This is a genomic window from Burkholderia sp. AW49-1 (assembly GCF_053427845.1).
The window spans coordinates 913190-935195 of the sequence record NZ_JBSAXF010000001.1 but is presented as its reverse complement, the minus strand read 5'-3'; the positions used below and the strand labels follow the sequence as shown (position 1 = coordinate 935195).

Genomic DNA, 22006 nt, shown 5'->3' with positions numbered 1-22006 from the left:
GGCCGATTCAACTACGGAGCTGCGTCGTTCATGACATTTCCTCTCGAGCCGAACGCGCCTGCGTCGCGTGACGCCGCCGACGCGCGGGACGTCGCACCGCCGCAATTCGGCGTCGACGGCGAGCAGGCCGAACGCGACTGGCCGCTGATGACGCACGACGAAGTCGCGGGCGTGCTCGCGCGGATCGATGGCGTCGGCGCGCCGGCGCGGCTCACGTGGCACAGCCCGCGGCCGTTCTCGGCGGCCGTGCTGGTGCGCACGACAGACGAGCGCACGCTGTTCGTCAAGCGTCATCACGTGAGCCTGCGTGATGTCGCCGGACTCGAGGAAGAGCATCGCTTCATCGCGCATCTGCGTGCACGCGACGTTCCGGTCGCCGACGTGCTCGCCGGTCGCGACGGTGCGACCGCGTTCGCATCCGGCGACTGGACCTATGAAGTGCACGTGGTCGCGCCCGGCGTCGACGCGTATCGCGGCGTGATGTCGTGGCAGCCGTTCACGGATCCTTCGCATGCATACGCGGCCGGCCGCGCGCTGGCCGAACTGCATCGCGCATCGGCCGGCTACGATGCGCCGGCGCGGCCCGTGCGCACGCTGTTGTCGAGTTTTCGCGTACTGTCGTCCGCCGATCTGGCGGGTGCGCTCGAACGCTGGGTCGATGCGCAGCCGCTGCTGGTGCGCGCGCTCGGCACGCGCGACTGGCGCGGCGACGTAGCGGATGCGATCGGCCCGTATCATGCGCGCCTCGTGCCGCTGCTTCCCGCGCTGCCGCCGCTGTGGACGCACGGCGACTGGCATGCGTCGAACCTGTTGTGGACCGATGCCGGTCCCGGCGCACAGGTGCGCACCGTGCTCGACTTCGGCCTGTCCGATCGCACGTGCGCGGTGATGGACGTCGCGCTGGCGATCGAGCGCAATACGATCGACTGGATGGCGCCGGCCGATGCGCGCCGCATCGAATACGCGCACATCGATGCGCTGCTCGACGGCTACGAATCGCTCGAACCGTTGAGCGACGATGCGTATGCGGCGCTGGTCGCGATGCTGCCGATCGTGCATACGGAGTTCGCGCTGTCGGAAGTCGCGTATTTCGGGTGCGTCATCGAGGCTCCGGCGATCGTCGACGTCGCGTACGACGGCTACCTGCTCGGACACGCGCGCTGGTTCGGCGAACGCGACGGACGACAACTGCTCGACTGGCTGGTGCAACGCCGGCGCGCGAAGCGGGGCAGCGTGTAAAGCTGCGCGCCGGACGTTGTTGAGCCGGCAAAGTCAGTTTCCTTCCGTGCGGCGATCGCACCGCACATTCACTGAAATCATCCGATCCACGAAGCGGACCCTGCTCCCGCAGGACGCCGCACGTCCGCACGCCGTCGCATCCAACATGACGGAAATGTCATCTTCGGCTCATGTTCGCACTGCACCCGATCCGTAGCATCGGTGCGAACCGTTATCGCAGAACCGAACATGCTCAAGCTCACCCTCGCCGTGGCCGTCGTCTTCGCGACGGCCGCGACGGCCCATGCGCAATCGCTGCAGGTCGCGGCCCCGGCCTTGGCCTCGACGGCTTCCGCTGTTGCACCGCCGTCCGACGCCGCTTCTTCCCCATCGCTGACGCTGTCCGACGCGCTCGCGGCAGCGGCCCGCAACAACCCGGCGTTGCGCGGCGCGCGCGCGGACGTCGACGCATCGGCCGGCGCGCTGATGCAGGCCGGCGCGCGTCCCAATCCGGAAGTGTCGTTCCTGCAGGAAGGCTTCAGCCGTGCGGAGCGCACGTCGACCGCGCTGATCAACCAGACCATCGAACTCGGAGGCAAGCGCCGCGCGCGGCTCGATGTCGCGTCGTACGGCCGCGAGGCCGCGAATGCGTCGCTCGACGAGCAGGGCGCCGCCGTGCGCGCCGATGTGATCGCGGCGTTCTACGGATTGCTTGCCGCGCAGCGGCAACTTCAGGTCACCGAAGAGTCGGCCGCGATCGCCGCGCGCTCGGCTGACCTCGCGGGCCGCCGCGCGCAGGCCGGCAAGGTGTCGCCGGTCGAGGCGACCAAGGCGCAGGTGGCGGCGGCCGGCGTCCAGATCGAGGTGGCGACCGCGCGCGGCCGTGTCGACGTCGCGCGCGAGAAGCTGAATGCGGTGATGGGGGAAGCGCGCGGCGACCGCCGCGTCGCGCTCGGCGATCTGGAAACGGTGCCCGCGGTCGAGGCGTTGTCCGCGCTGATCGCGCAGCTCGACGACGCGCCGCTCGCCCGCGTCGCGCGTGCGCAGATGCTGCGCTCGAACGCGGCCGTGTCGCTCGAACGCGCGCGGCGCATTCCCGACGTGACGGTCAGCGCGGGCATGAAGCGGGTGACGACGGGTGGCGTGCCCGACAACCAGGCGGTGGTCGGCGTGTCGATTCCGATTCCGCTGTTCGACACGAACCGGGGCGCGCTGCTCGAAGCGACGCACAAGGCCGAGCGCGCGAATGCCGATCTCGACCGCGAGCGCACGCGGCTGCGGCTCGAACTCACGCAGGCGTACGCGAATTTCGACGCGGCCGCGCAGGAAGCGCGGCGGCTGAAGACCGACATCCTGCCCGGCGCGCGGCTCGCGCTCGATGCGATGTCGCGCGGCTACGAGCTCGGAAAATTCAGCTTCCTCGACGTGCTCGACGCGCAGCGCACGCTGTTCCAGGGGCAATCGCAATACGTGCGCGCGCTCGCCGACGCGCATGCGGCCCGCGCCGATATCGGACGGCTCGTCGGCACGCCGCTCGCGGCCGTCGCGCAATAGCCGCGCTTCTTACCTGAAGGATCATCATGTCACGCAGCAGAATCTTCATCATTGCGGCGGCCGTGCTCGGCGGCGTCGGGATCGTGCTCGGCGCGCTCGCCGTCACGCGAGGCGGCGCGTCCGTGCCCGCGGGAACCGAAGCCGCGCAGGCGGCCGACGGCATCGGCACCGGCTCGCACGGCGGCGTCGTGCTCACGCGCGGCACATTGTCCGTCGAGATCGTGATGACGGAAAAGCCCGGCGACGCGCGGCTCGTCGTCTATCCGTTCGTCGACGGCAAGCCTGCGACCAAGGGCGTTGCCGTGTCCGGCACGCTGGTGCGGTACGACCGCTCGCACGAACCGATGCGATTCGACGCGGCGGGCCAGAAGTTCGTGTCGGCGCAATCGATCGCGAAGCCGCACGTATTCGACGCGACGATCGACGTCAAGGCGGGCAACGAGGCCGCGTCGTTTCCGTTCGCCCGTGCGGACGGCGCGATCGCGCTCACCGATGAGCAGTTGAAGACGTCGAAGATCGTGCTCGCGAAGGCCGCCCCCGCGCAGATCGCCACGCCGTTCCAGCTGCCGGGCGAGATCAAATTCAACGAGGATCGCACCGCGCACGTGGTGCCGCGCGTGGCCGGCATCGTCGAACAGGTGTCGGTGTCGCTTGGACAGAACATCGCGAAGGGGCAGGTGCTGGCCGTGATCGCGAGCACCGATCTCGCGGATCGTCGCAGCGAACTGCTGACCGCCGAACGCCGGTTGTCGGGCGCGCGCGCGACCTATGAACGCGAACGCACGCTGTGGCAGGAGCGCATCTCGGCGGAACAGGACTACCAGCAGGCGCAGGTTCAGTTGCGCGAGGCCGAGATCGCCGTGCAGAACGCGCGGCAGAAACTGGCCGCGCTGAACGCGCCGGCCGGCGCGGGCGCGCTGAACCGCTACGAATTGCGCGCGCCGTTCGCGGGCACGATCGTCGAGAAGCATGCGACGCCCGGCGAAGCGATCGCCGCCGACGCGAGCATGTTCGTGATCTCCGACCTGTCGACGGTGTGGGCCGAGATGGCCGTGCCCGCGCAGCGGCTGAACGACGTGCGCGTCGGCCGCGACGCGACGGTCAGCGCGACTGCGTTCGAATCGCGCTCGAACGGCCCGATCGCTTACGTCGGCTCGCTGCTCGGCGAACAGACGCGCACCGCGCCCGCGCGCGTCGTGCTGCCGAATCCGGACGGCGTGTGGCGGCCGGGGATGTTCGTGAACGTGTCGGTCGACGCGGGCAAGCAGGCCGTGCCGCTCGCCGTCACGAGCGACGCGCTGCAGGACGTCGACGGCGTGCCGTCGGTATTCGTGCGCTCGCCGAAGGGCTTCGTCGCACAGGCCGTCGAGACGGGGCGGCGCGACGACCGTGCGACCGAAGTGCTGAAGGGGCTCAAGCCGGGCCAGGAATATGTGGCCGCGAACAGCTTCGTTCTGAAGGCCGAGCTCGGCAAGGGGAGCGCGGAACATGAATGAGCGTCACGTATCGAAGGCCCACGCAGTGGACGTTCCCCGCTTCGAGGAGTCCCGCCATGTTTGAGCGCCTGATTCGCTTTGCGATCGCGCACCGCTGGCTCGTGATGCTGGCGATCGCGGCCGTGGCCGCGCTGGGCGTGTTCAGCTACCAGAAGCTGCCGATCGACGCGGTGCCCGACATCACGAACGTGCAGGTCCAGATCAACACGGCCGCGCCCGGCTACTCGCCGCTGGAGGCAGAGCAGCGCATCACGTATCCGGTCGAAACCGTGATGGCCGGCCTGCCGGGCCTCGAGCAGACGCGTTCGATTTCGCGCTACGGTCTGTCGCAGGTCACCGTGATCTTCAAGGACGGCACCGACATCTACTTTGCGCGGCAGCTCGTCAACGAGCGCATCCAGGAAGCGAAGGACAAGCTGCCGGCCGGCATTGCACCCGCGATGGGGCCGACGTCGACCGGCCTCGGCGAGATCTACCTGTGGACCGTCGAGGCCGACGCAGCCGCGCGCAAGCCCGACGGCACGCGCTACACGGCGGCCGACCTGCGCGAGCTGCAGGACTGGGTCGTCCGGCCGCAACTGAGAAACGTGCGCGGCGTGACCGAGGTGAATTCGATCGGCGGCTACGTGAAGGAATACCGCGTCGCGCCGAACCCGGCGAAGCTGATGTCGTACGGGCTGACGCTCGCCGACGTCGTGCGCGCGCTCGAACGCAACAACGACAACGTCGGCGCGGGCTACATCGAGAAGCGCGGCGAGCAGTACCTGGTGCGCGTGCCGGGCCAGGCGCGCACCGTCGACGACATCGCGAACATCGTGCTCACCAACGTCGGCGGCGTGCCGGTGCGGATGAAGGAGGTCGGCCAGATCGACGTCGGCCGCGAGTTGCGCACCGGCGCCGCGACGTCGAACGGCGAGGAGGTCGTGCTCGGCACGGTGTTCATGCTGATGGGCGAGAACAGCCGTTCGGTCGCGAAAGCCGTCGCCGCGAAGATGGCGGACGTGAACCGCACGTTGCCGGCCGGCGTGAAGGCGATTCCCGTGTACGACCGAACCGTGCTCGTCGAAAAGGCCGTCGCGACGGTGAAGAAAAACCTGCTCGAGGGCGCGATCCTCGTGATCGCGGTGCTGTTCCTGTTTCTCGGCAACATCCGCGCGGCGCTGATCACCGCGCTCGTGATCCCGCTGTCGATGCTGATGACCTTCACCGGGATGGTCAATGCGAAGGTCAGCGCGAACCTGATGAGCCTCGGCGCGCTCGATTTCGGGATCATCGTGGACGGCGCGGTCGTGATCGTCGAGAACTGCGTGCGACGGCTCGCGCATGCGCAGGCCGTTGCCGGCCGGCCTCTGACGCGCGACGAGCGTTTCGCGGAAGTATTCGGTGCATCGCAGGAGGCGCGTCGCGCGCTGATCTTCGGGCAACTGATCATCATGGTCGTGTACCTGCCGATCTTCGCGCTCACGGGTGTCGAAGGGAAGATGTTCCATCCGATGGCCGTGACCGTGGTGATGGCGCTCGCGGCGGCAATGGTGCTGACCGTCACGTTCATTCCGGCAGCGGTCGCGCTGTTCATCGGCGAGCGCGTCGAGGAAAAGGAAAACCGGCTGATGGGCTGGGCACGGCGTGCGTACGAACCCGTGCTCGCCGCGTTCATGACGCGCCCCGCGCGCGTGATGCTCGGCGCCGGCGCGATCGTGCTGGTCACGCTCGGGCTCGCGACGCGGCTCGGCAGCGAGTTCATCCCGAGCCTGAACGAAGGCGATCTCGCGGTCGCCGCGCTGCGCATTCCCGGCACGAGCCTGTCGCAATCGGTCGAGATGCAGAAGTCGATCGAGAAGACGCTGAAGGCGCGCTTCCCGGAAATCGAGCGCGTGTTCGCGCGCACCGGCACGGCCGAGATCGCGGCCGATCCGATGCCGCCGAACCTGTCGGACGGCTACATCATGCTGAAGCCGACCGGCAAGTGGCCCGATCCGAACAAGCCGCGCGATCAGCTCGTGCGCGAGATCGAGGCGGCGCTCGCGGAACTGCCCGGCAACGCGTACGAGTTTTCGCAGCCGATCCAGTTGCGCTTCAACGAGCTGATCTCGGGCGTGCGCAGCGACGTCGCGGTGAAGATCTTCGGCGACGACATGACCGTGCTGAACCAGACCGGCGAGCAGATCGCGGCCGCGTTGCAGAAGGTGCCGGGTGCCTCCGAAGTGAAGGTCGAGCAGACTACCGGCCTGCCGGTGCTGACCGTCAACCTCGACCGTGACAAGCTCGCGCGTTACGGCGTGACGGTCGCCGACCTGCAGGATACGGTGGCCGCGGCCGTCGGCGGGCAGAAGGCGGGGACGCTGTTCCAGGGCGATCGCCGCTTCGACATCGTCGTGCGGCTGCCGGATGAGCTGCGCTCCGACATCGAGGCGATCAAGCGGCTGCCGATCGCGCTGCCCGCGCCGGCCGCGGGTACCAGCGCGCCGCTCGCGCAGGCGCCGTACGTGCCGCTCGCGGAACTCGCGACGATCGAGGTCGCGCCGGGCCCGAACCAGATCAGCCGCGAGGACGGCAAGCGGCGTGTCGTCGTCAGCGCGAACGTGCGCGGCCGCGACGTCGGCTCGTTCGTCGCCGATGCGCGCGAGCAATTGCAACAGGACGTGCGCGTGCCGGCCGGCTACTGGGTGTCGTGGGGCGGGCAGTTCGAGCAGTTGCAGAGCGCGAGCGAACGGCTGAAGCTCGTCGTGCCGCTCGCGCTGTTCATGGTGTTCGTGCTGCTGTTCGTGATGTTCAGCAACGTGAAGGACGGGCTGCTGGTGTTCACCGGCATTCCGTTCGCGCTGAGCGGCGGCGTGGTGTCGCTGTGGCTGCGCGGGATTCCGCTGTCGATCACCGCGGCGGTCGGCTTCATTGCGCTGTCCGGCGTCGCGGTGCTCAACGGTCTCGTGATGATCTCGTTCATCCGCAGCCTGCGCGACGACGGGATGCCGCTCGACGCGGCCGTGCGCGAAGGCGCGCTCACGCGGCTGCGGCCCGTGCTGATGACCGCGCTCGTCGCGTCGCTGGGCTTCCTGCCGATGGCATTCGCGACCGGCACCGGCGCCGAGGTGCAGCGCCCGCTCGCGACCGTCGTGATCGGCGGTATCCTGTCGTCCACGGCGCTGACGCTGCTGGTGCTGCCGGTGCTGTACCGCGTGAGCCACGCTGTGTCGTGGCGAGCGGTATTGCGCGGCGGGTTCGGCGCGGGCATGCTGCGCCGGCTGGGTTTTTTCAAGGGTAATGCGTGATGCGAATTCTGATTGTCGAGGATGAACCGAAAACCGGCGCCTATCTGCGCAAGGGCCTGACCGAAGCCGGCTATGTCGTCGACTGGGTGGAGGACGGCATCACGGGCCAGCACCAGGCCGAGACCGAGGAGTACGATCTGCTCGTGCTCGACGTGATGCTGCCGGGGCAGGACGGCTGGACGCTGCTGCAGAACCTGCGTCGCAGCAAGTCGACGCCCGTGCTGTTCCTCACCGCGCGCGACGACGTCGGCGACCGCGTGAAGGGGCTCGAACTCGGCGCCGACGATTACCTGGCCAAGCCGTTCGACTTCGTCGAACTTACCGCGCGCATCAAGTCGATTTTGCGGCGCGGCCAGCCGCGCGATTCGAACACGCTGCGGGTGGCCGATCTCGAACTCGACCTGACGCGCCGCAAGGCCACGCGGCAGCGCGACACGATCCTGCTGACCGCGAAGGAATTCGCGCTGCTGTGGCTGCTGATGCGTCGCGAAGGCGAGATCCTGCCGCGTGCGACGATCGCGTCGCAGGTGTGGGACATGAACTTCAACAGCGATACGAACGTCGTGGATTCCGCGATCCGGCGACTGCGCTCGAAGATCGACGACGCCTACGAACCGAAGCTGATCCACACCGTGCGCGGGATGGGCTACGTGCTCGAAGTGCGCGACGGCGCGGCCAAATGATCGCGCGCCTGCTGCCACGCACGCTGCGCGGACGCCTGACCGCACTGATCATCCTGTCGACGTCGGTGATCCTCGCTTCGAGCGGCGTCGCGCTGTACGAGGCGTTGAGCAATCGCATCGAGACGACGGCGGCCGAGCAGATGGTCGGTATTTCGACCGCGCTGGGCACACACCTGGCGGAAGCGCGTTCGACGGCCGACGTCGCGCGCAACCCCGAAATCTGGATCGACCAGTTGCATGGGCATCCGAACATGGACCTGGCGATCTACGATGCGGCCGGCACGCGCATCGTCGGCACGCCGGGATTCCGGACCTACGCGCCGCTGCTGTCGACGGAAGCGGGCCGCATTCCGGTATTCGTCGCGCCGCCCGGCGTGCGACATCAGTATCTGGTGATGACCGTGCCGCTCGCCGGCGCGGGCGCGTCCGTCGTGCGCGTCGCGGTGCAGTACGACCGCAGCGCCGACGTGCTGCTGCTTCGCACGCATGCCTATACGATCGTCGTGATCGAGGTGTTCGGCGTCGTGCTGGCGGCCGCGATCGCGTATGGCATCACGGCGCTCGGGCTGAGCCCGTTGCGGCGCTTCGCGGCACGGGCCGAGCAGATGTCGACGAGCCGCCTGGCCCATCCGCTGCCGGAACTCGATACGTCAGGCGAACTGAAGGAACTGGAGCATGCGTTCAACGGGATGCTCGCGCGCCTGAACGAATCGTTTACGCGGTTGAGCCAGTTTTCGTCGAATCTCGCGCACGACATGCGCACGCCGCTCACGAACCTGCAGGCGGCCGCACAGGTCGTGCTGTCGCAGCCGCGCGGCGCGGACGAATACCGCAGCGTGATCGAGTCGAGCATCGACGAGTATCAGCGGCTGTCGAGAATGATCGAGGACATGCTGTTCCTCGCGCGCTCGGAGCAGGCCGGCACGTCGATCGACGTGCGGCGGCTCGATGCGGCCGAGGAGGCCTCGCGAGTCGCCGGCTACTACGAGCCGCTCGCGGAGGACGCGGGTGTGTCGGTGAAGGTCGACGGCTACGCATGGGTCGATGCGGATCTCACGCTGTATCAGCGCGCATTGAGCAACCTTCTGTCCAATGCGCTGGCGTATGCGCCGCGCGGCAGTGTCGTGACGATCGATTGTTCGGAACAGGCCGGCGGGACGACGATCGCCGTATCGGATACGGGGCCGGGCATCGATGCGCAGCACGTCGCGCGGATTTTCGAGCGCTTCTATCGCGTCGATCCGTCGCGGCACAATTCGGCGTCGGGCACGGGCCTCGGCCTCGCGATCGTCCGGTCGATCATGGACAACCATGGCGGCGAATGCGGCGTCGACAGTGATCCCGGCCGGCGCACGACATTCTGGCTGCGCTTTCCGCAGCGGCCGCCGGGTGCGCCGAAGACGATGCCGGCGGCCCATGCTTGAGATCGCACGCCGGCACGGCCGCGCGTTCGCCACGATACGGCGGCGCGCGGCACGCTGCCTGCGATCGCGCGGCGGCGCCCGCGCCTGACCGGCATCAGCGGGTCGCGAGGCTGTCGTGATTGTCGGCCTGCGGCGCCTTCTCGCCGGCATGCACCGAAATCCCGTGAAGCTCCTTGTTGCGCGCGACGATCTCGCCGGTCGGCGGGTATTGCGTCTTGCTCGTCGGCACCACACCGTCGTGCTGCGCCTGCTTCAGTTCGCTGATGACTTCCGCACGGGTCTTGCCCTGCATTGGTGTTTGCGTTTGTGCGAATGCGGCTTGCGTGGCGATGCCGAGCGACAGCGTCGCGGTGACGAACAGGGCAGCGAGTTTTACCGTTTTCATGGAGCTCTCCTTGATGAGGCCGCCGGGTGGCGATCCATGGAACCAGTATGCGAAAGCAGCCGAGCGTGACCGTGATCGGCAGATGAAAAATCCGTCAGTTTGCGCGGCGGCGTGTGCAACGTGCTGGCCCGGCCGACATGACGCAATCGTCATGTTCGGGTCATGCGTGCGATGCACGCAAAGCGGAGCATGGCGCTTGCTGACGGCCGGTGGTGTCGTCGGCATGCGCGCCGTTCGCCGCACCGGCATGGGGGCGGGCGGCTTCGTTTCGACTTCCGTTCCGGACCAAACAGTGGATCGTCCCGCCATTCGCCTGTCGTTGCTTGCCCTGCTGATTGCCCCGTTGGTCGCCGGTTGCGCTTCGTCCCGTCCCGATGCAGGAACGGCCGGATCGTCCGCACCGAGGGCCGTGCGCAATGTGGTGCCCGCCGGCCTGACGCCCGGCGAGCAGATCGACTATGCGGGACATCGCTGCGGCAATCCGAACTTCTACGTGAAGACGCATCCGTGCCTGTTCCCGAAGCGCAACGTCACGCCTTGATCCGTCGTACGCATGAAAAAAAGCCCGGCACTCACAGTGTCCGGGCCGAACGCGTAATCGTGCCATGTGACAGCGATTCGCTTGCGTGGGTTGCAACGGGCATCGCCCGTCACGCATTCGATGGTAGCGACACGATTCATCGCGAACCTGATCGGAAGATGAAATTTTCGTCATGCGCGTACCCGCGCGTTGCCGCTGCCCCGATCAGAAGCGATGGCGGAGCCCGAGATTGACGATCCCTTGCGTGCGCGTGCCGCCGTAGCCGTAGGAGCCGATCGACGCCTGCGCCGTCTGCGTGCCGCCGTCGAGCGTGCGTTGCTCGCCGTTCGCGCGTTGCCACGCACCGACCGCATAGAGATCGGTGCGTTTCGACAGCACGTAGTCCGCGCCGGCTGACACCTGATGGTAGGTCGCGCGCGTATCGCCGCGGGCTTTCGTGTAGCTGTAGCCGACGCCGAGGAGCAGGCTCGCGCTCGCCTGATAGTTGAAGAAGCCGCGCACGGTATCGTATTTCTGCGTGTTGCGAAACGCCGACATCGAATCGGCCTTGTACTGCGCGTTGCTGTAGTCGATGCCGATCGCGAAGGGCACGATGCTGTAGCGCAACGCGCCGCGTGCAATGCCGATCGACTTCGCGGAGATGTAGCCGCCGTTGACCAGCGATCCGTCGAACGTGCCGTCGGAGGTGCCGTTCCAGCCGGTCCGGATGCCGTCGGCAAGCGGCGACTCGTTGGCCGCATAGTAGTAGCCGCCCGCGACGTCGACCGGGCCGTTGCTGTACGAAAGCCCGGCCGACCAGGTTTGTCCCGCGCCCGTCTTGCCGGCCACGCCGCCGAGCGCATACATACCGACGAACTGGAATCCGGCGATGACGGGAGACGCGTACTTCACCGCGTTGTCGGTTCGCGACGACGTGTCGTAGTTGTCGACGTCGCCGGGCGTCGCATACACGCTGCCGAAGTAGAAATCGCCGGTAATCGGCCATGCGACATCGGCAAGCGCGTCGTACTGGCGGCCGATCGTCAGCGAACCCCAGCGCGAGCTGTCGAGACCGACGAACGCCTGCCGGCCGAACATCCGGTTGCCTTGCCCGAGCGCGCCGGTATTCGGATTGAAGCCGTTCTCCAGCGTGAAGATCGCTTTCAGCCCGCCGCCGAGGTCCTCGGCGCCTTTCACGCCGAAGCGGTTCCCGAGCAGGTTGCCGTTGCCCAGGCCGACGAGATTCTTGCCGTCTGCATCGGCGTTCCATACATACGTCAGCGAGGTATCGAACAGGCCGTAGAGGCTGACTTCCGACGCGTGAACCGCGTGGGCGGTCGTGAGCAGCGCACCGGACAGCATGACGAGCCGAGCTGGAGTTCTCATGTTGGGTCCCTGAGGTTCGAGTTGATCGTTTCGTGCGTCCGTCGATCGCGCCGCCGCGCTTTCTGCTTGCGGGCGACGAATATGGCGAACGTGCAGGCGATTCTGGGAACCGTTCGAATCGCGACGGTGAGGGACAAATGAGAAAAATGTCATCCGCGCGTCATGTGAGTCGAAGCATCTCGTCGATTTCCTTCGCACTGCGATTCATGGCGTGGCATGCGATGACGAAATCGTCATCCCGTGTTCATGATCGCGCACCGCCGGCGGATCAATCTTGGAACTCACGTTACCCATTCCGGACAAGGAGCGAAGCTCATGAACATTCGACGACCCCTGATTTCGATCGCCGTTGCCGCGCTGTCGATCGCCGCTTTCTCGCAGTCGGCCACCGCGCAGTCCAGGACCCGGCAGGAAGTGCGCCAGGAACTGCTGCGCGCCCGCCACGACGGCGTGATCCCGAGTCCAAAGCACGACTATCCTCCGAGCCCGGCCACCATCGCCCGCAATCAGGAAGTCCATCGCTCGGCGGTGCACCGCGGCGAATCGGCGCCGGTCGTCGACGCGCATGACAACGGCTTCGCGGTGCGTTGATATTTTTGCGAGGAGGAACGGACAATGCGCAACATGACGAAAACGATCGTACTGGCAGCGTGCCTGACTGCGACGGCCGCGACGGCGGCCGGCTGGCCGGAGCGCGCGCTGTCGCATGCGCCGGAACACGACGTTGGCCGCCGCGCGAGCGAACGGATGCGCTGCGAGTTCGCGGCCGTGCCGGCGGGGGAGTGGAGCGCGACGTTCACGCGCGGGCAATGCGAAGTCGGGAACGGGCGGCTGACGTTCCTGCCCGCCGATGCGGGCGCCGTGCCGGCGCCGCTCGCGAAGCAGCGGATCATGCTGCGCGAGGTCCGTACCGCGTCGCATCAGTCGCGCAAACTGAAGGAGCAACTGCAACTGACTACGCGCGACGAAGTGATCGCGCTGAACGTGCTGACCGACGACGGCAGCCGCAAGTCGCGCGAGCATGCGATCGACCTGTGGGCCGCATTGCGCAACGAAGGCGTGACGCCCGTCAACGGCACACGCATCGTCGAGACGTATCCGACCGCTGCGACGACGTGGTGATGCTCGCGTTTCAGCCGGCCTTCACCGAACCTTCGATCAGGAAGAACACGATGAAGCCGGTGAAATGCCGGATGACGCACGACGGTTTCGTGCCGGGCGTCGCTCCGGCATCAACCGGGGATTGAACACCTTGAGCGGGCGTGTGCACGCCCGCGCCAGGTCACACTTGCGCGAGCGCCTGGTCGAGATCGGCGAGGAGGTCGTCGATGTGCTCGATGCCGATCGACAGCCGCACCGTTTCCTCCTTCACGCCGGCCTTCGCGAGTTCGGCCGGCGACAGTTGGCGGTGCGTCGTCGAGGCCGGATGCGTCGCGAGCGATTTGGTGTCGCCGATGTTGACGAGCCGCGTGAACAGCTTCAGCGCGTCCTGGAACTTCGCGCCGCCGTCGCGGCCGCCCTTCACGCCGAACGTCAGGATGCCGGGCGCGCGGCCCGACAGGTAGCGCGCGACGAGCGCATGATCCGGGTGATCGGGCAGCCCCGCGTAGTTCACCCACTCGACGTGTTCGTGGCGCGCGAGATGCTGCGCGATTTTCAGCGCGTTGTCGCTGATGCGCTCGACGCGCAGCGCGAGCGTCTCGATGCCCTGCAGGATCTGGAACGCGTTGAACGGCGAGATCGCCGCGCCCATGTTGCGCAGCGGCACGACCCGCGCGCGCCCGATATAGGCGGCCGGCCCGAACGCTTCGGTGTACACGACGCCGTGATAGCTGACGTCGGGTTCGTTGAGCCGCTTGAAGCGGTCCGCGTGCTGCGCCCACGGGAACTTGCCCGAATCGACGATCGCGCCGCCGAGGCTCGTGCCGTGGCCGCCGAGATACTTCGTCAGCGAATGCACGACGATGTCCGCGCCGTGTTCGAACGGGCGCAGCAGATACGGCGACGGCACCGTGTTGTCGACGATCAGCGGGATCCCGTGACGATGCGCGACTTCCGCGAGCGCGGCGATATCGGTCACGTTGCCGAGCGGGTTGCCGACCGATTCCGCGAAGATCGCCTTCGTGCGTGCGTCGATCAGCGGCTCGAACGATGCCGGGTCGCGCGGATCGGCGAAGCGCGTCGTGATGCCGTATTGCGGCAGCGTATGCGCGAACAGGTTGTAGGTGCCGCCGTACAGCGAACTGGCGGACACGATGTTGTCGCCGGCTTCGGCGATCGTCTGGATCGCGTACGTGACGGCCGCCTGGCCCGACGCCAGCGCGAGCGCGCCGATGCCGCCCTCGAGCGCGGCGATTCGCTGCTCGAGCACGTCCGTCGTCGGGTTCATGATTCGCGTATAGATGTTGCCCTGGACCTTCAGGTCGAACAGGTCCGCGCCGTGCTGCGTGTCGTCGAATGCGTACGCAACGGTCTGGTAGATCGGCACCGCGACCGCGCGCGTGGTCGGGTCGGGACGATAGCCGCCGTGCACGGCGATGGTTTCGAGTCGCCAGTTCGAAGTGGCCTGATCGGTCATGGGTGCTCCGTCTGTTGTTGTCGTGGTCGAGCGATTATAGGAGCAGGTGCGCGGCCGCCTTTAGAACGAATGGTTGGTTGCTTATGCGGCCACCGCGCTTGCGGCGAGCGATGCGGCCGGGCTGCCCGCGATCAACGTCGCGCCGAATCAGGGCAAGCTGCTGCAACTGCTGGCGACGATTCGCGGCGCACGGCGCATCCTCGAAGTCGGCACGCTCGGCGGCTGGGACGGGTTTTCGATTTCGACCGTCGGCGCGTGACGCGCGCCGCGCTATCCTTTCACGCACACCACCTGACGCAGCGTGTGCACCACTTCGACGAGGCTGCGCTGCGCCGCCATCACCGCGTCGATGTCCTTGTAGGCCATCGGGATCTCGTCGATGACACCCGCGTCCTTCCGGCATTCGACGCCGCGCGTCGCGCTCACCTGGTCGTCGACCGTGAAGCGGCGCTTCGCCTCGGTTCGGCTCATCGAGCGTCCGGCGCCGTGGCTGCACGAACAGAAACTCTCCGGATTGCCGAGCCCGCGCACGATGAAGCTCTTCGCGCCCATCGAGCCCGGAATGATCCCGAGCTGCCCCTTCTGCGCGGACACCGCGCCCTTGCGGGTCACGAGCACGTCCTCGCCGAAGTGGCGTTCGCGCTGCACGTAGTTGTGGTGGCAGTTCACCGCGTGCTCGTCGAGCGCGAACGGTTTCGCGATCACGCCGCGCGCCGCGCCGATCACCGCGTCCATCATCGCCTGCCGGTTGCGGCGCGCGTAGTCCTGTGCCCAGCCGACCGCCTCGACGTAATCGTCGAAGTGGCGGCTGCCCTCGGTGAAATACGCGAGATTGCGATCCGGCAGGTTCGCGATGTGCTGCCGCATGTCGGCCTGCGCGAGCTCGATGAACAGGCTGCCGATCGCGTTGCCGACGCCGCGCGAGCCGCTGTGCAGCATGAACCACACGCGTCCGGCCTCGTCGATGCACACCTCGATGAAGTGGTTGCCCGTGCCGAGCGTACCCAGATGCGCACGGTGGTTCGTCTTCTCCAGCTTCGGATACTTGTCGACGATCCGCTGAAAGCCCGGCAGCAGCGACTTCCACGATTCGGTCACGGCGGGCGGCGTGCGATCGCCCCATGCTCCGGGATCGCGGCGCCCCGGCACGCGGCCGTGCGGCACCGCGCGTTCGATCGCGCTGCGCAGCCCGCCGAGCGAGTCCGGCAGGTCCGCTGCCGTGAGCGTCGTGCGCGCCGCCATCATCCCGCAGCCGATATCGACGCCGACCGCGGCCGGAATGATCGCGCCTTTCGTCGGAATCACGCTGCCGATCGTCGAGCCCTTGCCGAGGTGGACGTCCGGCATCACCGCGACGTGCCTGAAGATGAACGGCATCCGCGCGGTGTTGCGCAACTGCGCGCGCGCATCGTCCTCGACCGCGACGCCTTGCGTCCACATCTTCACCGGCTTGCCGTTCGACAATTCCATCACCTGGAATTCGTCGCTACCCATTTGCTTCACCCTTCATTCCACTATTCGCGTCCGGCGCGGCATTCAACCGCTCACGCGTGGCAGATCGCGATGATCTCCGCGCTGGCCGCGTCGTCGAACGGCGCGCCGTGCCAGCCGCCGCACCAGTCCGCCGACGTGAAGCCGGCGGCCGCCACGCGCGCCCGCAGGTCGGGCCGCGCGATGAAGCGCAGCCGGCTCGCGTTCTTCACTCGCGTATTGTCGCGCTGAAAGTGGTAGACCGTGTCGAACGACACGATCGGACCGTCGACCGCGGTTACCGCATGGTGCAGCTCGACGCTGCCGAATTCGGGCGAATCGATGCGGGACGCGGACGCCTGCGGCGTCCAGCCGCGCCACGGCTCGACACGCGGGTTGCGGGTGTCGAACAGGAAGCGGCCGCCGTCGGCCAGCACGCGCCGCACGCCGCGCAGCGTCGCGTCGATGTCAGCGTCGGTCAGCAGGCACTGGAACGCGTGTCCGGTCATCACGACGGCATCGAACGGCGCGCCGGGCGGCAGGCCGCCGAGATCGCACGCGAGCCAGCCGACCGCGCCGGCGCCAGGCTGGCGTCGCGCATGCTCGATCATCGCGGGCGCGGGATCGATCGCGACGACGTCGTGCCCCGCCGCCGCGAGCCGGCGCGCGAACGTGCCGGTGCCGCAGCCGAGATCGAGAATCCGTTGCCGTGCGGTGCCGATGCGCGATGCGTAGAACGCGAAGTCGCGATCGCCCGCGTTGAACCGGTCGTAGACCGCGACGAGGCGCGGGTCGGTATAGAGGATTTCGTCGGCGGTTGCCGCGTCGGACGTCATGCGAAACCGCGCGTCAGCGCTGCTGGACCGCGACGCGCAAACCGAGCGCGATGAAGATCGAGCCGATGATCTTCCCCTGCCAGCGCGTGAGCCACGCAAGCCGCTTCACGACGCGGCCGAGCGGGCGTATCGAGCACGCGATCATCGTCGTGTAGAGCGAGCTGAGCACGACGAAGATCAGCCCGAGCACCGCGAACTGCACGAACGTCGAACCGCGTTCCGGATGCACGAATTGCGGCATGAACGCGAGGAAGAACAGAGCGGTCTTCGGGTTCAGCACTTCGGCGGGAATCGCTTGAAGGTACGCCTTCAGCGGCGTGACGGGCGACACCTTCGGCAGCGACGGATCGGACGGCCTGTCGAGCAGCGCGCGCACGCCGAGGTAGATCAGGTACGCGGCGCCGACCAGCTTCACGACGTTGAACGCGAGCGCCGACGTCATCAGCAGCGCCGACAGCCCGACCGCCGCGAACAGCGTGTGCACGAAGTCGCCGCTCGCGACGCCGAGCCCGGTCAGGATGCCGGTCTTGCGGCCGCCCTGCACGGTGCGGCTCAGCACGAGCAGCACGGCGGGGCCGGGAATCAGGAACAGACCCAGGACGACGGCAGTGAAGGTGGTCAGCGTGGTGAGGTCGAACATGGCGGCTCCGGCAAGGTTGGCGCAGCGGCGGGGGATGACGCGGCGGCGGGAATATTCCGATCATTCACTGCTCGATTCGCCAGAATATCAGCGTTTCGGGCATCGATGCCCGCTCCGCCCGCCGCCCGTCATCCGCCCGGCTCCGCCGCCAGAAAATCCACGAACGCCCGTATCTGCGCGGACATCTGATGCCGCTACGCGTACACCGCATAGATGTCCGCGCTCGGTGTCTCGTAATCCGGCAGCACGACGACGAGGCGCCCGTCGGCCAGATAGTCGCGGATATCCCATTCGGCGCGCATCAGGATCCCGTGCGCGGGAGCCGTGCGGCCGTAGAGACACTCGGGCGCACGGGCCGGCGTTCATACCGCGCCCGATACGAAGACGACGAGCCGCATGGAACGCGCGTGCAGAAACCTGTTTGTAATATCGAAACGATTAGAAAAATTGTTCGATAGCGCGCCCTAAAGAAACCTCAAGCCCCGCCGTTACCCTTTCTCGGTAGCGCACCAAAGTATTACCAAGCCGCACGACAGCTGCCGGCAGGCGTTCCGCTGTCTGGACGCGCCGCAATCATGTTCATGTCGATCACGGGAACCCACGGCTTCCAGTGCTCGATCCTGTACGTGCCGCGCGCGGCCGGGTACAGCTTCATCGCCTGCGGTCAGGTCATCAAACAATAAGCGTACGGCCGACTCGCACGCAGCACCTGGACGCGCCACGTGCCACATGCGACGGCCCGGCGAAAACGTTCCGTCAACAACAAAAAGCCACTCACTCCATGAAGAAGTCATCCAAAGCTACCCTGTCCGCTTGCGGCCTGCTCGTGACGCTGCTGTCCGGCTGCGTCACGCTGCCGAACACCGACATGAAACCCGAAGCACGTCAGAAGCTGCATTCGATCGCGATCCTCGAGGTCAACGAGCCGAAGCGTGTCGCGGTCGTCAATCTCGGCGGCGCAGCGGGCGGGTTCGGCCTGATCGGCGCGCTTGCGCAAACCGCCGTCAACGCGAGCCATTCGAGCACCTATACGGATCACGTGGCGGCCGGCAAGATCGTGTTCGCGCCGGACATCGTGGACGGCGTCACGGGCCGCCTCACCAGCAACGGCTATCAGGTCGTGAAGCTGGACGGCCAGAAAGTGAAGCTCGCCGACGACGGCAAGTCGGACGACTACTCCGCGATCCAGACCGACGCGGATGCCATCATGAACGTCTGGTTCACGTCGTTCGGCTATATCTCGCCGCCCACCGAGCCCGATTACATCCCGTGGGTGGTCGTCCGCGCGCGCATTCTCGACGCGAAGACGAAGCAGGACATCTATTACAAGACGTTCGCGTGCGGCTACGACATCAAGTCGAACAGTGTCCACATCGACAGCGATTTCGCTTATACGTACGGCAGCTTCAGCGATCTCGAGAAGAATTTCGACAAGTCGGTGGAAGGGATCAAGTCGTGCGAGAAGTCGGTCGCGGACATGATCGGTCAGGATCTGGCACGCACGCCGACGCCGACGCAGGCAACTGCGACTGCTTCTACCGCGATGACGACGACTGCGACCGGGACGGCCACGGCATCGAAATGAACTCAACGCGACGGCTGGTCTGGATCCGGCCGTGCTTGAAGGGGGAGGGAAGGAAGTGCTGCACGCAGCCGGGCGGTTTTCATGCCGCCCGGCTGCTCACGAAAACGGCTTGCTTACTCGCCGCTGTCGCTCTTGATCTGCGGCAGCGCCGAAGCTTCACCCGGCGTCAGCAGGCCGACTTGCGAATACACGCGCAGCTTGTCGCGCGTATCGGTGATGTCGAGGTTGCGCATCGTCAGCTGGCCGATCCGGTCGCGCGGCGAGAACGTCGATGCCACCTTCTCCATCGACAGGCGTTCCGGCTGATACGTGAGGTTCGGCGACTTCGTGCTCAGGATCGAGTAGTCGTTGCCGCGGCGCAGTTCGATCTTCACTTCGCCGGTGATCGCGCGCGCGACCCAGCGTTGTGCCGTTTCGCGCAGCATGATCGCCTGCGGGTCGAACCAGCGGCCCTGGTACAGCAGGCGGCCGAGACGGCGGCCGTTCTCGCGATACTGCTCGATCGTGTCTTCGTTGTGGATGCCGGTGACGAGACGCTCGTACGCGATGTACAGCAGCGCGAGGCCCGGGGCTTCATAGATGCCGCGGCTCTTCGCCTCGATGATCCGGTTCTCGATCTGGTCGCTCATGCCGAGGCCGTGGCGGCCGCCGATGCGGTTCGCCTCGAGCAGCAGCTCGACCTGGTCCTTGAACTCGACGCCGTTCAGCGCGACCGGCTGGCCCGCTTCGAAGCGCACCGTCACTTCCTCGGCGGCGATCTTCACGTCGTCGCGCCAGAACGCGACGCCCATGATCGGGTTCACGATCTTGATGCCGCTTTCGAGGCTTTCCAGATCCTTCGCCTCGTGCGTCGCGCCGAGCAGGTTCGAGTCGGTCGAATACGCCTTCTCGGCCGACATCTTGTATGCGAAGCCGGCCTGGTTCATGAATTCGGACATTTCGGCGCGGCCGCCGAGTTCGTCGATGAACGTCTGGTCGAGCCACGGCTTGTAGATCTTCAGATCCGGGTTCACGAGCAGGCCGTAGCGGTAGAAGCGCTCGATGTCGTTGCCCTTGTACGTGCTGCCGTCGCCCCAGATGTTGACGCCGTCTTCCTTCATCGCGGCGACGAGCATCGTGCCCGTCACGGCGCGGCCGATCGGCGTCGTGTTGAAATACGTGACGCCGGCCGTCGTGATGTGGAACGCACCGCTTTGCAGCGCGGCGATGCCTTCGGCGACGAGCTGCGCGCGGCAGTCGATCAGGCGGGCGCCGGCTGCGCCGTATTCGATCGCGCGTTTCGGGATCGCGTCGTAATCGTCTTCGTCGGGCTGGCCGAGGTTCGCCGTATATGCGTACGGGACGGCGCCCTTCAGTTTCATCCAGTGCAGCGCGGCGCTGGTGTCCAGGCCGCCGGAGAAGGCGATACCGACCTTCTGGCCGGTCGGGAGGCTTTCGAGAATCGTGCTCATAGGAATTACCGTGGATTGAAGCCGGTGGGATCGTATTTCGCGGAATATGCGAGTATCGGCTGTCCGGGAAGTTGGGGCAAGACCTGATTTTCGCGCCAATACGTCGTCGGGCCTGTCGCGGCGGGCCCGGCGGGCGGTTAACCGGCCGGAGAATCCGGCGGGAACCGGCCGCGGGCGGCTGTCGAAACCGGCGGAAACGCGGCGGCGCGCAGGCCCGGTTTCCGGGGCCGGATCGGCCGGCGGGCACGGTCGCCGTCGACGGGATGCCGGTCCGTCTTCATGAAAGATATTTGAAAGTATTGCCGGCGTTTCCCGCCATCCGCCGGTCTTCAGATATTCCACGCCTGCGCGGTATCGAGCAGTTTCTCGCGCAACTGATCCACTTCGCCGGCCAGCTTGGCCGTGATCGACACATAGCCCGACAACTGCGGCGGAGGCAGGTCGTGCGGCGGCTCGGCCGGCCGGCGGCGGGCCGCGAGCCGGCTCGGCGTGCCGAACTTGAGCGCGCGGCTCGCGCCGACGAGCGTATCGCGGATGCGGCGGTTGATGGCCTTCATGTCGTTGCGCATGTATTCGCGGGCAGCCAGGTCGTCGCGGGCCGGCATCGTGCTCGACAGGATCTCCAGGTAGCCGATGCACAGGCGCAGGCTGCGCTGGATCGCCTCGAGGTGCGTGACCGAGATCTCGCATTCCTTCGACACCGACGGCATCAGCGAACGCAGCTGCACCAGCAGCGCGCTCAGCGCGGCCATTTCCTTCAGGTGCGCGTCGTCGCTCACGTGGCGGTCGCCCGCAAGCCGCGAATGCACGGCCGCGCACGCGCGCAGCGCGTCGGCGAGCTTGTAGCGCCACGAGTAGGTCGCGTAGAGCGGCAGCGCGAACGAGAACGCCAGCGCGATCGCGATGCCGGTCAGTACGTTTACCGCGCGCCACAGGCCGTCGACGATCTCGTTGTCGCCATGCCCGGCGACGATCACCATCGTGATCGCCGACAGCAGCGCGATGTAGCCGGCCTTGCCGATCGCGTGATAGGCGCAGACCCCGCACGCGATCGCCATCAGCAGGTAGATCGCGAGCGGCGCGTGCAGGACGGAGTAGAGCAGGATCAACCCGAGCCCCGCGAGCGCGCCGATCGACGTGCCGAGCGCGCGCTCGGCCGCCTTCTTGCGGATGTTGCCGTGGTGCTGCAGCCCGCCGACGACGATCAGCACTGTGATCGTCGACCATTCGCCGTGCGGCACGCGCAGCCCGGTGGACAACGCGATCGACACGAGGATCGCGAGCGCGACGCGCGCCGCATGAATCAGCTTCGCGTGCCGGTAGCGGCGGTAAGGGTCCAGCAGGGGACGGAGGGCGTGGCGCAGGAGCGGCGGCAGTCGGGCAGGGAGCTGGGCGGTCATGACGGAGCGGGGGTGGCCGGCGGGGTGGCCGGAATACGCGCGGGCGGCCAGCGCGGGCCGGCGCCGCGCCGCACGCGCAGCTGACGTAACGCTAGCCGAACGCGCGCGGGC

Annotated in this window: 19 protein-coding genes and 2 pseudogenes; 11 read left to right on the top strand and 10 right to left on the bottom strand. The window is 67.1% G+C overall.

Annotated features, from left to right (window positions below):
- Positions 1 to 30 precede the first annotated feature (30 nt).
- The 6 genes from ACV22W_RS04050 to ACV22W_RS04025 all read left to right on the top strand — a co-directional run bounded on the left by ACV22W_RS04050 (position 31) and on the right by ACV22W_RS04025 (position 9644).
- Positions 31 to 1239 carry a phosphotransferase enzyme family protein gene (locus ACV22W_RS04050; RefSeq protein ID WP_448017879.1) on the top strand — a complete coding sequence of 403 codons (1209 nt, stop codon included), beginning with the start codon at positions 31 to 33 and terminating at the stop codon, positions 1237 to 1239.
- 228 nt (positions 1240 to 1467) lie between these two features.
- Positions 1468 to 2772, top strand: coding sequence for a TolC family protein (locus tag ACV22W_RS04045; RefSeq protein ID WP_448017877.1), 1305 nt, complete (start codon positions 1468 to 1470; stop codon positions 2770 to 2772).
- A 26-nt stretch (positions 2773 to 2798) separates the two neighbouring features.
- Positions 2799 to 4268: an efflux RND transporter periplasmic adaptor subunit gene (locus tag ACV22W_RS04040; protein WP_448017876.1), complete on the top strand. Its 1470-nt coding sequence runs from the start codon at positions 2799 to 2801 to the stop codon at positions 4266 to 4268.
- Between the two features lie 56 nt (positions 4269 to 4324).
- Positions 4325 to 7537: an efflux RND transporter permease subunit gene (locus ACV22W_RS04035; RefSeq protein ID WP_448017875.1), complete on the top strand. Its 3213-nt coding sequence runs from the start codon at positions 4325 to 4327 to the stop codon at positions 7535 to 7537.
- The gene (gene irlR / locus ACV22W_RS04030; protein ID WP_059466657.1) at positions 7537 to 8220 is read left to right on the top strand and encodes a heavy metal response regulator transcription factor IrlR; all 684 of its coding nucleotides are present in this window, start codon (positions 7537 to 7539) and stop codon (positions 8218 to 8220) included. Before ACV22W_RS04035 ends, irlR begins: the two co-directional genes overlap by 1 nt.
- Positions 8217 to 9644: a heavy metal sensor histidine kinase gene (locus ACV22W_RS04025; RefSeq protein ID WP_448017873.1), complete on the top strand. Its 1428-nt coding sequence runs from the start codon at positions 8217 to 8219 to the stop codon at positions 9642 to 9644. Before irlR ends, ACV22W_RS04025 begins: the two co-directional genes overlap by 4 nt.
- Positions 9645 to 9738: 94 nt before the next feature.
- Here the strand turns inward: ACV22W_RS04025 and ACV22W_RS04020 are convergent, their stop codons facing one another.
- On the bottom strand, positions 9739 to 10029 hold the full coding sequence (locus tag ACV22W_RS04020; RefSeq protein WP_448017871.1) for a DUF4148 domain-containing protein: 291 nt from the start codon (positions 10027 to 10029) through the stop codon (positions 9739 to 9741).
- A 196-nt stretch (positions 10030 to 10225) separates the two neighbouring features.
- Here ACV22W_RS04020 and ACV22W_RS04015 point away from each other — a divergent pair, with 196 nt between their 5' ends.
- Positions 10226 to 10570: a hypothetical protein gene (locus ACV22W_RS04015; protein WP_448017869.1), complete on the top strand. Its 345-nt coding sequence runs from the start codon at positions 10226 to 10228 to the stop codon at positions 10568 to 10570.
- A 204-nt stretch (positions 10571 to 10774) separates the two neighbouring features.
- Here ACV22W_RS04015 and ACV22W_RS04010 read toward each other — a convergent pair whose 3' ends face one another.
- Positions 10775 to 11935, bottom strand: a complete 1161-nt coding sequence (locus tag ACV22W_RS04010) for a porin (protein ID WP_448017867.1) — start codon at positions 11933 to 11935, stop codon at positions 10775 to 10777.
- Between the two features lie 246 nt (positions 11936 to 12181).
- Between ACV22W_RS04010 and ACV22W_RS04005 the strand changes: the two genes are divergently transcribed.
- Both ACV22W_RS04005 and ACV22W_RS04000 read left to right on the top strand, forming a co-directional pair.
- Positions 12182 to 12526 carry a DUF4148 domain-containing protein gene (locus ACV22W_RS04005; protein ID WP_448018121.1) on the top strand — a complete coding sequence of 115 codons (345 nt, stop codon included), beginning with the start codon at positions 12182 to 12184 and terminating at the stop codon, positions 12524 to 12526.
- 33 nt (positions 12527 to 12559) lie between these two features.
- Positions 12560 to 13057 (top strand): hypothetical protein, encoded by a 498-nt coding sequence (locus ACV22W_RS04000; protein WP_448017866.1) that lies wholly within the window; start codon positions 12560 to 12562, stop codon positions 13055 to 13057.
- Between the two features lie 10 nt (positions 13058 to 13067).
- On the opposite strand, the gene ACV22W_RS03995 is transcribed toward ACV22W_RS04000, so the two are convergent.
- A complete protein-coding gene (locus ACV22W_RS03995) occupies positions 13068 to 13205 on the bottom strand; it encodes a hypothetical protein (RefSeq protein WP_448017865.1) in 138 nt (45 codons plus the stop codon).
- 12 nt (positions 13206 to 13217) lie between these two features.
- The gene (locus ACV22W_RS03990) at positions 13218 to 14513 is read right to left on the bottom strand and encodes an O-acetylhomoserine aminocarboxypropyltransferase/cysteine synthase family protein (RefSeq protein ID WP_448017864.1); all 1296 of its coding nucleotides are present in this window, start codon (positions 14511 to 14513) and stop codon (positions 13218 to 13220) included.
- Positions 14514 to 14607: 94 nt separating this feature from the next.
- Here ACV22W_RS03990 and ACV22W_RS03985 point away from each other — a divergent pair.
- Positions 14608 to 14739 (top strand): annotated as a pseudogene (locus ACV22W_RS03985) (methyltransferase); the annotation flags it as partial.
- Positions 14740 to 14783: 44 nt separating this feature from the next.
- Here ACV22W_RS03985 and ACV22W_RS03980 read toward each other — a convergent pair.
- The 4 genes and pseudogenes from ACV22W_RS03980 to ACV22W_RS03965 form a co-directional block, all read right to left on the bottom strand.
- Complete coding sequence (locus ACV22W_RS03980; protein WP_448017863.1) at positions 14784 to 16007, bottom strand: RtcB family protein; 1224 nt, start codon at positions 16005 to 16007, stop codon at positions 14784 to 14786.
- A gap of 50 nt (positions 16008 to 16057) precedes the next feature.
- Positions 16058 to 16819, bottom strand: a complete 762-nt coding sequence (locus ACV22W_RS03975; protein ID WP_448017862.1) for a class I SAM-dependent methyltransferase — start codon at positions 16817 to 16819, stop codon at positions 16058 to 16060.
- 13 nt (positions 16820 to 16832) lie between these two features.
- Positions 16833 to 17459 (bottom strand): LysE family translocator, encoded by a 627-nt coding sequence (locus ACV22W_RS03970; RefSeq protein ID WP_448017861.1) that lies wholly within the window; start codon positions 17457 to 17459, stop codon positions 16833 to 16835.
- A gap of 128 nt (positions 17460 to 17587) precedes the next feature.
- Positions 17588 to 17773, bottom strand: a pseudogene (locus ACV22W_RS03965) (LysR substrate-binding domain-containing protein); the annotation flags it as partial.
- Between the two features lie 467 nt (positions 17774 to 18240).
- Here ACV22W_RS03965 and ACV22W_RS03960 point away from each other — a divergent pair.
- A complete protein-coding gene (locus ACV22W_RS03960; protein WP_448017860.1) occupies positions 18241 to 19044 on the top strand; it encodes a hypothetical protein in 804 nt (267 codons plus the stop codon).
- 113 nt (positions 19045 to 19157) lie between these two features.
- Here the strand turns inward: ACV22W_RS03960 and argG are convergent, their stop codons facing one another.
- Positions 19158 to 20495, bottom strand: a complete 1338-nt coding sequence (gene argG / locus ACV22W_RS03955) for an argininosuccinate synthase (protein ID WP_059531840.1) — start codon at positions 20493 to 20495, stop codon at positions 19158 to 19160.
- 329 nt (positions 20496 to 20824) lie between these two features.
- The gene (locus ACV22W_RS03950; RefSeq protein ID WP_448017859.1) at positions 20825 to 21895 is read right to left on the bottom strand and encodes an FUSC family protein; all 1071 of its coding nucleotides are present in this window, start codon (positions 21893 to 21895) and stop codon (positions 20825 to 20827) included.
- Positions 21896 to 22006: the final 111 nt, after the last annotated feature.

What these genes read in the sequence shown, in the direction of transcription:
- ACV22W_RS04050 (WP_448017879.1), top strand. Translation starts at nt 31, where the DNA reads ATGACATTTCCTCTCGAGCCGAACGCGCCTGCGTCGCGTGACGCCGCC.
- ACV22W_RS04045 (WP_448017877.1), top strand. Translation starts at nt 1,468, where the DNA reads ATGCTCAAGCTCACCCTCGCCGTGGCCGTCGTCTTCGCGACGGCCGCG.
- ACV22W_RS04040 (WP_448017876.1), top strand. Translation starts at nt 2,799, where the DNA reads ATGTCACGCAGCAGAATCTTCATCATTGCGGCGGCCGTGCTCGGCGGC.
- ACV22W_RS04035 (WP_448017875.1), top strand. Translation starts at nt 4,325, where the DNA reads ATGTTTGAGCGCCTGATTCGCTTTGCGATCGCGCACCGCTGGCTCGTG.
- irlR (WP_059466657.1), top strand. Translation starts at nt 7,537, where the DNA reads ATGCGAATTCTGATTGTCGAGGATGAACCGAAAACCGGCGCCTATCTG.
- ACV22W_RS04025 (WP_448017873.1), top strand. Translation starts at nt 8,217, where the DNA reads ATGATCGCGCGCCTGCTGCCACGCACGCTGCGCGGACGCCTGACCGCA.
- ACV22W_RS04020 (WP_448017871.1), bottom strand. Translation starts at nt 10,029, where the DNA reads ATGAAAACGGTAAAACTCGCTGCCCTGTTCGTCACCGCGACGCTGTCG.
- ACV22W_RS04010 (WP_448017867.1), bottom strand. Translation starts at nt 11,935, where the DNA reads ATGAGAACTCCAGCTCGGCTCGTCATGCTGTCCGGTGCGCTGCTCACG.
- ACV22W_RS04005 (WP_448018121.1), top strand. Translation starts at nt 12,182, where the DNA reads ATGATCGCGCACCGCCGGCGGATCAATCTTGGAACTCACGTTACCCAT.
- ACV22W_RS04000 (WP_448017866.1), top strand. Translation starts at nt 12,560, where the DNA reads ATGACGAAAACGATCGTACTGGCAGCGTGCCTGACTGCGACGGCCGCG.
- ACV22W_RS03990 (WP_448017864.1), bottom strand. Translation starts at nt 14,513, where the DNA reads ATGACCGATCAGGCCACTTCGAACTGGCGACTCGAAACCATCGCCGTG.
- ACV22W_RS03980 (WP_448017863.1), bottom strand. Translation starts at nt 16,007, where the DNA reads ATGGGTAGCGACGAATTCCAGGTGATGGAATTGTCGAACGGCAAGCCG.
- ACV22W_RS03975 (WP_448017862.1), bottom strand. Translation starts at nt 16,819, where the DNA reads ATGACGTCCGACGCGGCAACCGCCGACGAAATCCTCTATACCGACCCG.
- ACV22W_RS03970 (WP_448017861.1), bottom strand. Translation starts at nt 17,459, where the DNA reads ATGTTCGACCTCACCACGCTGACCACCTTCACTGCCGTCGTCCTGGGT.
- ACV22W_RS03960 (WP_448017860.1), top strand. Translation starts at nt 18,241, where the DNA reads ATGAAGAAGTCATCCAAAGCTACCCTGTCCGCTTGCGGCCTGCTCGTG.
- argG (WP_059531840.1), bottom strand. Translation starts at nt 20,495, where the DNA reads ATGAGCACGATTCTCGAAAGCCTCCCGACCGGCCAGAAGGTCGGTATC.
- ACV22W_RS03950 (WP_448017859.1), bottom strand. Translation starts at nt 21,895, where the DNA reads ATGACCGCCCAGCTCCCTGCCCGACTGCCGCCGCTCCTGCGCCACGCC.